Source organism: Staphylococcus caeli, from assembly GCF_051413795.1.
Lineage (GTDB): Bacteria > Bacillota > Bacilli > Staphylococcales > Staphylococcaceae > Staphylococcus > Staphylococcus caeli_A.
Window position 1 is genome coordinate 16,227 of the sequence record NZ_JBOIRQ010000010.1, and the last position, 15,117, is coordinate 31,343.

Genomic DNA, 15,117 nt, shown 5'->3' on the forward strand with positions numbered 1-15,117 from the left:
GCGTTTTTTTAACAAGTTGCGATCAGTTGTATTGAAAGTTGTTATAGCAATCTGTACCAAACTTTAACTTAAGGCATCGATGAGATACGTGATACCAATGATAAAGAATACAATACTCATAAAAACAGCAATAATAATAGCTGCCATAAGTGGATTAAATAAAAGTATGACACCGAAAATAATTTCGACTATATTTAGTAATATTGACAAGGTATGGAATAATTTATTCGATTTTTCAGCTGGTGTAACTGTAAAAATACTGAAAATCGCATGGATTATAAACCAAATCGCGAACAAATAAATAATAAATGTAGTGCTTGTTACAACATTAAATAAAATAAAAATCCCGATAATAATGTTAATAATGCCTAAAATGAGTAACATTTTTGAACCACTTTGACTTGCTTGCTTCATTACACGACGAACAAATATTTCAATAAAGCCATTAATAATGAATAAAATACCAATGAGCCATGTTATTGCAAATAAATTTTCTTCTGGAAAACTTACAATGAAAACTCCAATTATTAGAAAAATAACACCTATAATTAGACTTGGCCATTTAATACCTGATGACTGTTGCATAAATTTCACTCCTAATTGATTATCTAAACAGTATATACCCAAAATTGTAAAAAAGAACACTTAAGCACTTAAGGTAAATATATTTATATTATGTAAACTAGAAAGTGTATTAGTTTATAAATACAGTCACTAAGGAAAAAACATTATTTTGCGGATATTGCAAACATTTATACATAAATAGTTTTATAGTGATTGAATCATGGCTCTGAGAAGTTGATTTCTGAGCATTTAAATAATTATTTGTGGATCAATACCCATATAAATGTAAATAATCATTTAAGTATTGATTGATCATATGTAATGCAGCTGGCAAATATAGATCAATAAGTAGATACGTATTTACATGTAATTGATTTCTAAATTTATGAACGAACAAGATATTTTAAACCAAAGTAAAATGACCGATAACAAAGCACAGATGTCAAAGATGTTAGTATAATAGAATTCAAATTAAAATGAGACAGCCTTGAATGAATTTAAAAACGTCAAAGTAAATATAATTCACGATTGAATCAGTAACAAATCAAAGCATAAGTAAATAATACTCAAATAAGTAAAAACGACTATACAAAGATAGAAAAATTTTAAATTACATTTTAGTTTACATAATATATATTATAGGAAGTTATACCTATAACGGAATGGGTGCCCTAATTTAGATTAATTATAGAACTTTAAGTAATTATTTTGTACCATTTGGACTATTGTTATATAAATTCATAAAAAAACACTTAAATGTAACAAGTATTGCTACATTTAAGTGTATAGAAATTACTGCTGTTTATAATCTTCAATTTCATCCTTAGGAATACCGCCACGCTTACGAATTTCTTTTCTTTGTTTTTTGTCACGACGATTGCGTCTCCAATTACGTGTGAAGTACCAAATTAAGAAACTAATAATTAAACTTATTACGGCCATAAATGCTGCAAATCCTAATAATGGTTCATATGTAATATCTTCAAAATTAGGTATTAAGAAAGCAGCTATTCCTAAAATAACTAGAGTTAGCACTGCTGGTACAAACCACTTATTTAAGACAAGATTACAAAAAATAGTTACTAATATAACAGCAACTACAGTAATCCATAAAAAGTTAGGCATATCAAAAATTGTCATGTGTTGCACTCCTTATATTTTAACGTATACATCCAACATACCAGTAATTATACTACAATCTGAAGTAATTACCTTCAATCTTCAGTAGTATCTTTTTATATTAGTGCAGTACAGTTGGCACGTCAATCTAATATTTAGTTATGTTCCCCACTTTTAAATACGTTAAACTTACAATTGTCATTTTTCGTAGTTATTCATGTATAATTAGTGTTGTATAGACAATTAACAATATAGGAGTGATTAAATGACTGAAACATTACCGTTTAGAAGTGACGTACATAATAGTGAAACATGGGATATTACGGATTTATTTTCTTCAGATGAGGCATTTTATCAAACACTAAATCAAACAATTGCAGATGCGCAAGATTTTAATAAACAATACGAACAACGTTTAGATAATGTGGAAAATATCAAAGCTGCTTTAAATACATATTCAGATATTTTAATTCAAGTTGATCGATTGGCTAATTATGCAGAACTGCGTTTGAGTGTGGATACAGCTAATGAGCCAGCGCAGACACTCAGTGCGAAATTCTCTACTAGTTATGGGAAAATTGCTAGCGAATTGTCATTTGTTGTGTCAGAAATTTTAGCAGTTTCTGATCAAACATTGGATGAATTAATTCAAACGTCGCAGTATCCGCATTTTTTAACAAAACTAAAAGCAACTAAGCCTTATCAGCTATCGTCAGAAGTTGAAAAAGTCTTGGCAAGTTTATCACCTACTTTTGAACAGCCTTATGACCTATATGGTACAACAAAGATGTTGGATATTCATTTTGAATCATTTAAGCATGATGACAAAGTCTACCCATTAGACTATGCTACATTTGAAAATGAGTATGAAGATTATCCTGATCAAACATTTAGAGCTAAAAGTTTTAAATATTTCAGTGATGCTTTACGTAAATACCAACATACGACTGCGGCTACTTACAATATGCAGATACAACAAGAAAAAATTGAAGCTGATTTAAGAGGATATGACTCAGTAATTGATTATTTACTGCAAGATCAAGAAGTTACACGTGAGATGTTCAATCGTCAGATAGATGTTATTATGAGTGATTTGGCGCCAATTATGCAAAAATATGCGAAATTACTTAAACGTGTACATGGTCTTGAAGTTATGGGATTTGAAGATTTAAAAGTTTCTATAGATCCTGAGTATGAACCAGAGATATCTATAGAGGAATCTAAAAAGTATATTTTTGGTGCTCTTAACGTGCTTGGTGACGATTACTTAGAAATGGTTGAAAGTGCTTATAATGATAGATGGATTGATTTTGTGCAAAATAAAGGCAAAGACACAGGAGCGTATTGTGCAAGTCCATACGCTTCACATTCTTATGTGTTTATATCTTGGACTGGCAAAATGACAGAAACATTTGTATTAGCACATGAATTAGGACATGCTGGTCACTTTACATTGGCACAAGCAGACCAAAACTATTTAGAATCGGAAGCGTCAATGTACTTTGTAGAAGCACCGTCAACAATGAATGAAATGCTAATGTCAAATTACTTATTTAAAAATAGCGATGATCCAAAATTTAAACGTTGGGTAATCGGTTCTATTATATCTAGAACGTATTTCCACAATATGGTCACTCATTTACTAGAAGCAGCGTATCAAAGAGAAGTTTACAACAAGGTGGATCAAGGTGAATCATTAACGGCACCAGTCTTAAATCAAATTATGCGCGATGTATATGGTCAGTTCTTTGGCGATAGCGTCAAACTGACAGAAGGCATGGAATTGACTTGGATGCGTCAGCCCCACTACTATATGGGTCTATATTCGTACACATACTCAGCAGGCTTAACAATTGGTACAGTGATGTCTCAACGTATTCAGAATGAAGGTCAGCCAGCTGTAGATGCTTGGTTAGAAACATTAAAGGCTGGTGGCAGTAAATCACCAGTTGAATTGGCAGATATCGCTGGCATTGATATTCGAACGGATGCCCCGTTGAAATCAACGATTGGTTATATTGGCAGTCTAGTCGATGAGTTAGAAAAACTGACAGATGAAATTGATAATGCATAATTCACACTTATAAAACATAAAACAGCACACTACGTTATGAACTTTATATCATAAGTAGTGTGCTGTTTTTTTATTACTTCGTATACGATTCGTAACGTTCTCCTGTAATATAAAAATAAATATTTTCAGCTATATTAGTGATATGATCGCCGATACGCTCTAAATGACGCGCAGCCAAATGTGCTTGCCCAGCAACAAAAGGATCATTATCAATTAAGTACGTTGTGTTGACGATATTTTTATATAAATCATCAATATCTTTATCTCTTTCAATAATTTCTTTGATTAAAGTTAAATCATCGTTTCGTACAGCATTATTTAAATCTTTCAACATGAGTAATGCTAATTTACCCATCGTATTTAATCGCGTCAGTACATAATTATCGATGATTTTTGCTCTGAGTCTTATTTTAGCTATGCTAGCCGCATTATCACCGATACGTTCAAAGTCAGAGGCAATCTTGAGCGCTGCCATCATTAACCTTAAATCAGTTGCAATCGGTTGCTGTTTTGTAATTAGTAGGATTACTTTTTCATTTATTTCAGATTCTAAAGCATTGACTTCTTTATCCTTGGCTATGGATTGACGTGCGTAATTACGATCTTCTTCACTTAATGACATTAATGCAAAGTCAATATTATGATATACATGAAGACCAAGCCGACGTAAATCTTTAATTAAACCGTCGAGTTGGCCTTCATATTTTTGTCTAATTATCGCCATTTATTAACCGAATCTACCAGAAATGTAATCTTCTGTTTGTTTATCAGAAGGATTTGAGAAGATCTTATCTGTATCATCGTATTCATTTACATAGCCATTTAAGAAGAATGCAGTTTTATCAGATACACGTGCTGCTTGTTGCATATTGTGTGTCACGATAATAATTGAATATTTTTCTTTTAATTCTTGTACTAATTCTTCTACTTTTAATGTAGAAATTGGATCAAGTGCAGATGTTGGCTCATCCATCAAGATAACATCTGGTTCAATCGCAAGTGTACGAGCGATACATACACGTTGTTGTTGACCACCTGATAAGCTGTAAGCATTTGTATCTAAACGGTCTTTCAATTCATCCCAAATTGCAGCGCCTCGTAATGATTTTTCAACAATTTCATCTAAAACTTTTTTATTTTTAATGCCGTGAATTTTTGGTCCATAAGTGATATTATCATAAATTGATTTAGGGAATGGATTTGGTTGTTGGAATACCATTCCTACATTTGTTCTTAATTTTTCAACAGAATGTTTATCATCAAAGATATTGTTATCACGGTATAAAATTTTACCAGCAGTTTTAACAGATGGTACAAGTTCTACCATGCGGTTTATGGTTTTGATATATGTTGATTTACCACAACCTGATGGTCCAATAATTGCTGTTACATTGTTTTCTAAAATATCTAAATTGATGTTTTTTAGTGCATGATTTTCACCATACCATAAATCTAAATTTTTAGTTGAATAAACAATTTTCTTTTCACTATCAGGAATTTTGTTCTCTGAATGTGTCGGTTCAATTGTTGAAATTGGTGTATCGTTACGATCTGTATGTGCTTGTAATTCATCTTTAGTATCTGTAATTTGCTTGTTCGCCATAATTAAAACTCCTTTTTATAGAAGGCCAGTCCTCAATAAATCAATTATTGAGTTCTTCCCCATTGACTAGCCTTGATTGAATACTGCTTTATTTGAAAAAATGATTAGAATTTTTTGCTGTATTTGTTTCTTAGGAAAATTGCCACTGCGTTCATCAATAATAGGATTACTAACAATACGATAATACCTGCTGATGCAACGTTTTGGAATTCTGCTTGCGGTAATTTTGCCCAATTGTATATTGCCATTGGTAATGCTTGGAACTGATCAAATATACTTGAAGGTAATTGTAATAATACCGTTGGAATACCTACTAAAATTAATGGTGCTGTCTCACCTAATGCACGTGATAATGCAAGGATGAAACCAGTTAAAATACCAGGTATTGCAGCTGGTAATACTACACGACGTATTGTTTGCCATTTGTTACCACCAAGACCATATGAAGCTTCTCTTACTGAATTTGGTACCGCTCTAATTGCTTCTTGGCTTGCTACGATTATTACTGGCAAAATAAGTAATGACATCGTTAATGCAGCTGCTAATACTGAATTACCAAGTGATAAAGCTTCAATGCCCATACCTCTAACAAATATTGTTAGACCAAGTAAACCGAATACAACTGAAGGTACACCTGCTAAATTTGAAATACTCACTTTAATAAAGCTCGTAAATGCATTGTTTTTAGCATACTCTTCTAAATAAATTGCAGTACCTACACCCAAGATAATTGAAATTGGTATGATTGTTATCATTAACCAAACGGTACCGATAAGAGCACCTTTGACACCAGCCATCGATGGTGTAGATGATGAAAAATTCGTAAAGAATGATGGTGTTAAATGCCCAGCACCTTTGATAAGTGTGTCAATAATTAACGCAGCTAACACAATTAAACCAATCATCGTACATGCGAAGAATGCCCACTTATTAAATTTATTCGTCGATAGTCTTCCAGAGAGTTTTTTTTCAACGGTCTTTTGATCGACAAGTACTTTACTATTATTTGTTTCAGCCATATTAATACTCCTCTCTGAAGCGTTTCGTAATCCAATGAGATAGTAAATTCATGATTAATGTAAAGATAAATAATGTGAAACCTACAGCATACATACTGTAATAAACATCTGTACCAAAACCAGCATCTCCAGTAGCTACTTGAACGATGTAACCAGTCATTGTTTGAATGGAACCAGTTAAGTCAAGTGAAGCAGATGGTGTACTACCGGCTGCTAATGATACGATCATAGTTTCACCGATTGCACGAGAGATTGCTAATACGATTGATGCCATTACACCTGAAGTTGCTGCTGGTAATACAACCTTGGTAGCTACTTCAAATTTTGTTGCACCAAGTCCTAATGCACCTTCGCGCATTTTATTCGGAACAGAAGACATTGCATCTTCACTCATACTTGAAATCAAAGGTATAATCATAATACCTACGACAATACCAGGACTGATTGAGTTAAAACTACCAAGATCAGGAAATATAGAACGTAATAATGGTGTTACAAATGTAAGTGCAAAGAAACCAAATACAATTGTAGGGATACCAGATAATATTTCAAGAATTGGTTTGATAATGCTTCTTGCTCTACTTGATGCATATTCACTTAAGTAAAGTGCAGCTCCTAATCCAAGTGGAACAGCTACAATTGTTGCTATGAACGTGATTTTTAAAGTACCCATAATCAACGCCCAAATACCAAATTTAGGTTGGCCAGAGAATGGATTCCATTCTGTTGTTAAGAAAAAGTCTGCTAATGATATTCGAGTGAAAAATGTAATTGTTTCAGTAAGTAACGTCACGATAATACCAATTGTTGCTAATATAGAAAAGATTGCGATAAGACCTAAGATTACAGGTGCAATTTTATCACTTGTACCATTTTTTTTAGCATTATTTTTAGCTATCATTTCACTTACGGAGAGGTTATTATTCGCCATTTGAATTCCTTCCTTCTTGTAAACTCCCAATTATTTAAAAAAGTTGGGACTGGAATTTCAGAGACAAAGTATTTAACAATCTTACTTTGTCCCCCAATTCCAGAATCCCAACCCTAAGCTATATTGCTATTATTTACTTTCTTTTTTGTCTTCTTTTTTGCTGTCTTTACCAATAATATCGTCTAGTTTAGATTGTTGCTCAGTGTAGTCTTTCTTAGGTAATGCAACGAATCCAGCGTCATTAGCTGATTTACCTTTGTCTTCAAGAACAAATTTCATGAAGTCTTGGAATCCTTTATTGTCTTTTAATTTTTTCTCGTTAGTATAGATGAATAATGGTCTGCTTAGAGCATATGAACCATCTTGGATTGTTTTCTTAGTTGGTTCAGTTGTTTTACCTTTATCGTCTTTAATTTTAACTTCTTTTAATTTGTCTTTATTTTGTACATAGAAGTTGTAACCGAAGTAACCGATACCTTCTTTGTTTTTCTGTACTGATTGTACAATTACGTTTGTATCAGCATTTTTCTCAGCTTTGATATCACCTTTGTCCATTACTTCTTCAGTGAAGAAATCGTAAGTACCGTGTGCTTGGTCAGGTGAGAATGCTTTGATATCTTTAGAAGGCCATTTTGGATTTACGTCTTTCCAAGTCTTAGCCTTACCTGAATAGATTTCTTTAAGTTGTTCTTTTGATAATTCGTCAACGAAATCATTGTCTTTGCTGACAGCGATTGTTACACCATCTTGTGCAACTTTGAATTCGTCATATTTAATACCTTTATCGTCTAATTTTTTCTTCTCTTCATCTTTTATTGGTCTAGATGCATTTGAAAAATCAGTGCTACCTGAGATGAATTTTTCAAAACCGCCACCAGTACCTGCAGTACCGTTTGATACAGTTACATCTTTGTTATCTTTAGCAAATTTTTCGTTAAGTTTTTCAATGATTGGACCTACTGTTGATGAACCATCGCCTTTTACTTCTCCTCCGTCTTTACCTGAATCAGAGTTGCCGCCACCGCAAGCACCTAATAAAAGTGAAGCACCAATTGCTGTAGTACCAAATAATTGCCATTTTTTCATTGAAACATCCTCCTAATAAATGAATAACCCAAAAAGTTATATGTATTTCTTACAGTTTCTATACTACACGCCTTTTATTAATTACAAATATAGTTAATGTAAATGTTTTGTTAAGATGGTGTGCGGGAGATTTAAAACGTTGGTTTAAATGTGCTGTTCTGTATTATGAGGTCTAAACTACTTTTTAATTAGCATTTAAGAATTATATTTTTAACATATATAGTAATATCCTAATAACAACGTGTATACGACAATGTTATTAGGTTTGAATATGATCTTGCTAATGTGTTTTAACATGAAATTATATACAAAAATCCACTCACTTTCATATCAGTGAGTGGATTTATATTGTTTATGTGTGATGTTTTCATCTATATAATAGAAGGAACTATTTTTCTACTCTACTCCAACCTTTTTGTGTTAAAGCAATTTTACCACTTTCAATCGTGATAATTTTATTTTTATATAAATGTCCGATGGCTCTTTTGAACGCACCTTTACTCATATTAAAGACTTCTTTAATAGCATCAGGACTTGATTTATCAGAAAATGGTAATTCTCCATCATATTCAACTAATAAATTAAAGATGTGTTGGCCATCATCATCAAGACGCTCATGTGCGAATGGTAAAAATGATCCATTCAACTCACCCTTTTCATTATGACCAATAATTCGAACATTAACATTTTCACCTAAGCGTGGTTCTGCTTTACGTTCAGATTCATGTACGAATATTTTATATCCATCCTTAGATAGTAAGAAGCTACCAATTCTTAATAAACGATATGGTCTGGCTTCAACAACTTTATTCTTCATTTCATCATCGAAGACAGGTGTGTACATTTGTTCGACAATTGTTTCTGTTGCTAAACGTGCAAACATATTATTGTCTCTATCTATACGTAATGTTACAAAAAGTTCGTCGCCTTGTGTTGGCCATACGTCTTTCACTTTTGGTAAATCTTCCCACGGGATAAGAACTTCTCTCGGTAAGCCAACGTCAACATGCGCACCATCACGATCTGTTTTTAATACTTTAACAAAGTCGTATTTATCTGTAGTGATATCAGGCATGTTTTGCGTTGCAAATAATGCACCTGAACGGTTTGGGTAAATGAAGAAACTATATTCTTCCCCTACCTGTAATTCATCTTCTTCGTTAATTTCGGATTGGTTAAGTTTAACTTCTTCGCCGTTTGGTCCTTGTAACTTGTATGTAGATCCTTCTAATCCTACTACTTCAAGAAATTCAATTGAACCTACAATATCTTTTTCATCTTGGGCCATACTTTTCTCCTTCGTACTCAAATTTATTCACATTTATTATAACATGCAATAGGAAAACAAGCATCACTATACTATCAAAGGTCGAAAGTAGTAGCTAAGTGTGATATAATTTGTCCGGTAGATTAACGAAAAGGAGTTAAGGCATGTTACAAGTTACTGATGTAAGTTTACGATTTGGTGATCGTAAGTTATTTGAAGATGTAAATATTAAATTTACAGATGGCAATTGCTATGGTTTGATTGGTGCAAATGGTGCTGGTAAGTCAACATTCTTAAAAATATTATCCGGAGAACTAGATGCGCAAACTGGTCATGTTTCTATGGGGAAAAATGAACGTCTTGCAGTATTAAAACAGGATCACTTTGCATTCGAAGATGAACGTGTATTAGATGTTGTTATAAAAGGACATGAACGTTTATATGCAGTTATGAAAGAAAAAGATGAAATTTATATGAAACCTGATTTTAGTGATGAAGATGGTATTAGAGCTGCAGAATTAGAAGGTGAATTTGCAGAAATGGACGGCTGGAATGCAGAAGCAGACGCTGGTTCCCTACTTTCAGGATTAGGTATTAAAGCAGATTTACAAGACAAAACGATGTCAGAATTAGAGAATAATCAAAAAGTGAAAGTGTTATTAGCACAAAGTCTTTTTGGTAAACCTGATGTACTATTACTAGATGAGCCTACCAATGGTTTAGATATCCCTGCCATTAGTTGGTTGGAAGATTTCTTAATTAATTTTGAAAATACTGTAATTGTAGTATCACATGATAGACACTTTTTAAATAATGTATGTACGCATATTGCAGATTTAGATTATGGAAAAATTAAAGTTTATGTTGGTAACTATGATTTTTGGTATCAGTCTAGTCAATTAGCTATGAAAATGGCGCAAGATCAAAATAAGAAAAAAGAAGAAAAAATCAAAGAATTACAAGACTTCGTTGCACGTTTCTCTGCAAATGCTTCAAAATCAAAACAAGCAACAAGTCGTAAGAAACAACTTGAAAAAATTGAACTTGATGACATTCAACCTTCTTCACGTCGTTATCCGTTTGTTAAATTTACACCAGAGCGTGAAATTGGTAATGACTTATTATTTGTTGAAAATCTTTCTAAGACAATCGATGGTGTAAAAGTGTTAGATAACATTTCATTCACTATGGATCCAAATGATAAAGCTGTCTTAATTGGAGATAGTGAGTTTGCAAAATCAACATTACTTAAAATTTTAGCTGGTGAAATGGAACCAGATGAAGGTTCAGTAAGATGGGGTGTAACAACTTCACGTAGTTATTTCCCTAAAGATAACTCTGAATTCTTCGAAGGTGTAGATATGAACTTAGTAGATTGGTTACGCCAATATGCCCCTGAAGATGAACAGACAGAAACATTCTTACGTGGTTTCTTAGGCCGTATGTTATTCAGCGGTGAAGAAGTTAAGAAAAAAGCAAGCGTCTTATCAGGTGGAGAAAAAGTACGTTGTATGTTAAGTAAAATGATGCTTTCTAGTGCGAATGTGTTATTACTTGATGAACCAACGAACCACTTAGACTTAGAAAGTATTACTGCTGTGAACGATGGTTTGAAAAACTTTAAAGGTTCAATCATCTTTACTTCATATGACTTCGAGTTTATCAATACGATTGCCAACCGTGTTATAGATTTAAACCCTGCTGGTGCAGTGTCTAAAGAAATTTCATACGAGGCATATTTACAAGAGACAGGCGTTTTAACAAAATAAGCAATATCATTAACTGTAAGATTCTGTAATAAGGGTCTTACAGTTTTTTTGTAATTTCGTATTTCAAGGAACGTTGTAAGTTAATTGTTTTGAAAAATATTTTCAGAACTATATAATCAGGTTATGTAACAATAGGAGGAATGATGAATATGAAGCATTTAAATATGATTGACGGCCAAGTTCTACCCCAAATAGGATTTGGTACATATAAACTAAATGGTGCCCATGGTGTACACGCAATTACGAACGCTTTAAATCAAGGCTATCGTTTATTGGATACGGCATATAATTATGAAAATGAAGGCACAGTTGGGAGAGCCATTGCAAATAGTCATGTAACGAGAGATCAAATCATTGTGACATCTAAACTCCCTGGTCGATATCACGATTATGATTCAGCAATGGTTGCAATTCAAGAATCTCTATATCGTTTAAATGTCGAATATATTGATTTATATTTAATTCACTGGCCGAATCCTCGACAAGGAAAATATGTTGAAGCCTGGAAAGCGATGATTGACGCACAAAAAGCAGGTTTGATTAAATCGATTGGCGTATGTAATTTCTTACCCGAACATATTGAAACATTAGAGAAAGAAACTGGTGTATTGCCAACAGTGAATCAAATTGAATTACACCCCTACTTTAATCAGCAAGATATTATTGCATTTCATAATGAAAAAGGTATCATCACTCAAGCGTGGAGTCCTTTAGGTCGTGCATCAGAAGTTATTAAAGACAAAGATGTTGCCGTTATTGCGGAGAAATATAATAAAACCATTCCACAAGTCATTTTAAAGTGGCATGTACAAAATGGTGTAGTTCCAATTCCTAAATCTACTTCTATCGCAAGACAAATTCAAAACAAAGATATATTTGATTTTACATTAGAGCAACAAGATATGGACGCGATTAATCAGTTAACACAACAAGATGGTAGATTAAAAGGTCAAGATCCAGCTCAATACGAAGAATTTTAAAATTGAATGCATGAGATTTATGAAAATATCACGTTATATAAGTGTAAATTTTCGATATAAATAACAAAAGTATTTTTGAATCGTTGTATTTTTCAGTAAATTTAAAAAATTTCGCAAAATCGGTTTACATGGCATATATGCGTATGTATAATGTGAAACATAAACAAAAATTAAATATGGTTTTGATGAGGCGCATCAATCATTAGTAAAAATTAGAACAATCTGACTGCTAGCAGCTAATTTTGAAAGGGTGAGATGCCGAAACAGTTATAATAGCAGCTTATAACACGTTGGACTTTATGGTTAAGAGCTAAGAGTCTGTCATTATTTTAAAATAATGGAGTGCATCACTTGTATATATATTTATAGAACAGGTTCGCATTCCGAACTTGTTCTTTTTTTATAATACTGTGATTCTCCCCTATTTAATGAGGAGGATATGGAATTGGAAAGAAGTGTTTTGAAATTTGGCGGATCTTCTGTCAGTGATTTTACAAAAATAAAAAATATCGCCGAAATGTTGCGTACAAGGGTAACACAAGGTGAGCAATTAATCGTTGTGGTCAGTGCCATGGGAAAAATGACAGATGAACTTATGGCGAATGTATCGACATTAACGACGAGTCCAAAAGACCAAGAACTTGCCCTACTACTAACGACAGGTGAACAGCAAACGGTATCGTACCTATCAATGGTCTTAAATGATATTGGTGTAAATGCTAAAGCAATGACAGGTTATCAAGCTGGTATCAAGACAGTTGGTCATCATTTGAAAAGTCGTATTGCAGAAATTAATCCTGATACCTTTGAACAAGCATTCAATACAAATGATGTACTTGTAATAGCCGGATTCCAAGGCATTAATGATGCATTAGAAGTCACTACATTAGGGCGTGGGGGCTCCGATACAACGGCAGTTGCATTAGCAGCAAGTAACAATACACCCTGCGAAATATATACAGATGTTGATGGTGTTTACGCTACAGACCCACGTGTATATGAGCATGCTAAACGTCTCGACTATGTATCATATGAAGAAATGATGGAAATGAGTGCGTTAGGTGCTGGTGTACTTGAAACTAGAAGTGTAGAGTTGGCAAATAATTATAATATTCCACTCTATTTAGGCAGAACTTTATCAAATGTGAAAGGAACATGGATTATGTCTCAAACAGAAATTTTAGAAAAGAAAGCTGTAACGGGTGTCGCACTAGATACACATATGATGCATGTGACAATCAGTTATCCACTTCCAGATAATCGCTTATTGACTGAACTATTTAATAAATTAGAAGCAGGTGCGGTAAATGTAGATATGATTTCGCAAATCATTAATTTAGAAGGCTTGCAGATGTCATTTACAATTAAAGATACAGATGCTGTCCAAATTTCATCGATTTTGGAAACCTTAAAAGAAGATTTTAGTGCATTAGGTTTCAAAATCAACGAAGAATATGTGAAAATTTCTTTAATTGGTTCTGGTATGAGAGATATGTCGGGTGTTGCTTCGAAAGCATTTATTACTTTAATTGAAAATAATATTGCGTTTTATCAAACAACTACTTCAGAAATTAGTATCTCGTGTGTTATTGATGCTGAAAATGGAGAACGCGCAGTTCAAACCCTATATCAAGCATTTGATATTTAAATTTTGATATCAGAATTTTCGAAAATAAACTTACAATTATTAACAATATAAATGGGAGTGTATAAGTATGACAAGATTAGCAATTGCAGGTGCAACAGGATTAGTTGGAAGAAAAATGTTAGAAACAATCGATAAAAGAGCCATCCCCTTTGATGAATTAGTGTTATTTTCATCTGCAAGATCGGCGGGTGAACAAATTGAGTTTCAAGGGCAATCCTATACAGTAAGAGAACTCACAGACGAAGCGGCTAGTGAAGCATTTGACTACGTATTAATGAGCGCTGGTGGTAGTACAAGTGAACACTTCTCGCCTATTTTTGAACAAGCAGGTGCTATTGTTATTGATAATTCAAGTCAATGGAGAATGACAGAAGGTATTGATTTGATCGTTCCGGAAGTGAATGAGCCTGTATTGGATAGAAAAATTATTGCCAATCCAAATTGTTCAACCATACAATCGGTAGTGCCACTTAAAATAATACAAGAAGCTTTTGGTTTAAATCGAGTTGCGTACACAACTTATCAGGCTGTATCAGGATCTGGTGTTAAAGGTCGACAGGATTTAGCAGAAGGTGCGAATGGTAAAGCACCAGAAGCATATCCGCACCCTATTTATAATAATGTGTTACCACATATTGATATATTTCTAGAAGACGGGTATACAAAAGAAGAGCAAAAAATGATTGATGAAACACGTAAGATACTAAAAGACGAAGCTTTAAAAGTCACAGCAACGTGTGTACGTGTTCCTGTTCAAGATAGTCATAGTGTTCATATGAGTGTGACAGTGAATAAAGATACGACGGTAGAAGCAATTCAACAATTATTTGAAAGTGATTCACGTGTCGTTCTTGTAGATAATCCACAAAATAATGAATATCCTTTAGCGATTCATTCAACAGGTAAAGATGAAATATTTGTTGGACGTATTCGCCGAGATGATAGTTTAGATAACACGTTCCATGTTTGGTGTACTTCTGACAATTTATTGAAAGGTGCTGCATTGAATGCAGTTCAAATACTTGAACAAGTCATGGACTTGAAAGGAGCAAAATAA

At 33.2% G+C, this 15,117-nt stretch carries 13 protein-coding genes and 1 riboswitch; of the genes, 5 read left to right on the forward strand and 8 right to left on the reverse strand.

Annotated features, from left to right (window positions below; translation table 11 throughout):
- Positions 1 to 63: 63 nt before the first annotated feature.
- Together ACSULM_RS06765 and ACSULM_RS06770 are read right to left on the reverse strand one after the other, a co-directional pair.
- The gene (locus ACSULM_RS06765; RefSeq protein ID WP_436861573.1) at positions 64 to 585 is read right to left on the reverse strand and encodes a DUF308 domain-containing protein; all 522 of its coding nucleotides are present in this window, start codon (positions 583 to 585) and stop codon (positions 64 to 66) included.
- A gap of 771 nt (positions 586 to 1,356) precedes the next feature.
- The gene (locus ACSULM_RS06770; protein WP_436861574.1) at positions 1,357 to 1,704 is read right to left on the reverse strand and encodes a hypothetical protein; all 348 of its coding nucleotides are present in this window, start codon (positions 1,702 to 1,704) and stop codon (positions 1,357 to 1,359) included.
- Positions 1,705 to 1,948: 244 nt separating this feature from the next.
- Here ACSULM_RS06770 and pepF point away from each other — a divergent pair, with 244 nt between their 5' ends.
- Complete coding sequence (gene pepF / locus ACSULM_RS06775; RefSeq protein ID WP_436861576.1) at positions 1,949 to 3,757, forward strand: oligoendopeptidase F; 1,809 nt, start codon at positions 1,949 to 1,951, stop codon at positions 3,755 to 3,757.
- A gap of 73 nt (positions 3,758 to 3,830) precedes the next feature.
- Here the strand turns inward: pepF and phoU are convergent, their stop codons facing one another.
- The 6 genes from phoU to cvfB form a co-directional block, all read right to left on the reverse strand.
- Positions 3,831 to 4,481 (reverse strand): phosphate signaling complex protein PhoU, encoded by a 651-nt coding sequence (gene phoU, locus ACSULM_RS06780; RefSeq protein WP_436861579.1) that lies wholly within the window; start codon positions 4,479 to 4,481, stop codon positions 3,831 to 3,833.
- 3 nt (positions 4,482 to 4,484) lie between these two features.
- Positions 4,485 to 5,360 (reverse strand): phosphate ABC transporter ATP-binding protein PstB, encoded by an 876-nt coding sequence (pstB, locus tag ACSULM_RS06785; RefSeq protein WP_436861581.1) that lies wholly within the window; start codon positions 5,358 to 5,360, stop codon positions 4,485 to 4,487.
- 104 nt (positions 5,361 to 5,464) lie between these two features.
- Positions 5,465 to 6,379 (reverse strand): phosphate ABC transporter permease PstA, encoded by a 915-nt coding sequence (gene pstA, locus ACSULM_RS06790; protein ID WP_436853820.1) that lies wholly within the window; start codon positions 6,377 to 6,379, stop codon positions 5,465 to 5,467.
- A 1-nt stretch (position 6,380) separates the two neighbouring features.
- Positions 6,381 to 7,310 carry a phosphate ABC transporter permease subunit PstC gene (pstC, locus tag ACSULM_RS06795; RefSeq protein ID WP_436861583.1) on the reverse strand — a complete coding sequence of 310 codons (930 nt, stop codon included), beginning with the start codon at positions 7,308 to 7,310 and terminating at the stop codon, positions 6,381 to 6,383.
- Positions 7,311 to 7,439: 129 nt separating this feature from the next.
- Positions 7,440 to 8,396 (reverse strand): PstS family phosphate ABC transporter substrate-binding protein, encoded by a 957-nt coding sequence (locus ACSULM_RS06800; RefSeq protein WP_436861584.1) that lies wholly within the window; start codon positions 8,394 to 8,396, stop codon positions 7,440 to 7,442.
- A 388-nt stretch (positions 8,397 to 8,784) separates the two neighbouring features.
- Entirely contained in the window at positions 8,785 to 9,684 is a 900-nt protein-coding gene (cvfB, locus tag ACSULM_RS06805) for an RNA-binding virulence regulatory protein CvfB (RefSeq protein ID WP_436853823.1), read from the reverse strand.
- A gap of 143 nt (positions 9,685 to 9,827) precedes the next feature.
- On the opposite strand from cvfB, the gene ACSULM_RS06810 reads away from it, so the two are divergent.
- The 4 genes from ACSULM_RS06810 to ACSULM_RS06825 all read left to right on the forward strand — a co-directional run bounded on the left by ACSULM_RS06810 (position 9,828) and on the right by ACSULM_RS06825 (position 15,117).
- Entirely contained in the window at positions 9,828 to 11,432 is a 1,605-nt protein-coding gene (locus ACSULM_RS06810; RefSeq protein WP_436861585.1) for an ABC-F family ATP-binding cassette domain-containing protein, read from the forward strand.
- A 149-nt stretch (positions 11,433 to 11,581) separates the two neighbouring features.
- Entirely contained in the window at positions 11,582 to 12,412 is an 831-nt protein-coding gene (locus ACSULM_RS06815; RefSeq protein WP_436861586.1) for an aldo/keto reductase, read from the forward strand.
- A gap of 177 nt (positions 12,413 to 12,589) precedes the next feature.
- Positions 12,590 to 12,768: riboswitch (Lysine riboswitch) on the forward strand.
- Between the two features lie 83 nt (positions 12,769 to 12,851).
- Entirely contained in the window at positions 12,852 to 14,060 is a 1,209-nt protein-coding gene (locus ACSULM_RS06820; protein WP_436861588.1) for an aspartate kinase, read from the forward strand.
- A 67-nt stretch (positions 14,061 to 14,127) separates the two neighbouring features.
- On the forward strand, positions 14,128 to 15,117 hold the full coding sequence (locus ACSULM_RS06825) for an aspartate-semialdehyde dehydrogenase (protein WP_436861590.1): 990 nt from the start codon (positions 14,128 to 14,130) through the stop codon (positions 15,115 to 15,117).

Coding starts and splice junctions, on each gene's coding strand:
- pstA (WP_436853820.1), bottom strand. CDS start 6,379: ATGGCTGAAACAAATAATAGTAAAGTACTTGTCGATCAAAAGACCGTT.
- ACSULM_RS06820 (WP_436861588.1), top strand. CDS start 12,852: ATGGAATTGGAAAGAAGTGTTTTGAAATTTGGCGGATCTTCTGTCAGT.
- ACSULM_RS06800 (WP_436861584.1), bottom strand. CDS start 8,396: ATGAAAAAATGGCAATTATTTGGTACTACAGCAATTGGTGCTTCACTT.
- pstC (WP_436861583.1), bottom strand. CDS start 7,310: ATGGCGAATAATAACCTCTCCGTAAGTGAAATGATAGCTAAAAATAAT.
- ACSULM_RS06825 (WP_436861590.1), top strand. CDS start 14,128: ATGACAAGATTAGCAATTGCAGGTGCAACAGGATTAGTTGGAAGAAAA.
- ACSULM_RS06815 (WP_436861586.1), top strand. CDS start 11,582: ATGAAGCATTTAAATATGATTGACGGCCAAGTTCTACCCCAAATAGGA.
- ACSULM_RS06765 (WP_436861573.1), bottom strand. CDS start 585: ATGCAACAGTCATCAGGTATTAAATGGCCAAGTCTAATTATAGGTGTT.
- cvfB (WP_436853823.1), bottom strand. CDS start 9,684: ATGGCCCAAGATGAAAAAGATATTGTAGGTTCAATTGAATTTCTTGAA.
- phoU (WP_436861579.1), bottom strand. CDS start 4,481: ATGGCGATAATTAGACAAAAATATGAAGGCCAACTCGACGGTTTAATT.
- pstB (WP_436861581.1), bottom strand. CDS start 5,360: ATGGCGAACAAGCAAATTACAGATACTAAAGATGAATTACAAGCACAT.
- ACSULM_RS06770 (WP_436861574.1), bottom strand. CDS start 1,704: ATGACAATTTTTGATATGCCTAACTTTTTATGGATTACTGTAGTTGCT.
- ACSULM_RS06810 (WP_436861585.1), top strand. CDS start 9,828: ATGTTACAAGTTACTGATGTAAGTTTACGATTTGGTGATCGTAAGTTA.
- pepF (WP_436861576.1), top strand. CDS start 1,949: ATGACTGAAACATTACCGTTTAGAAGTGACGTACATAATAGTGAAACA.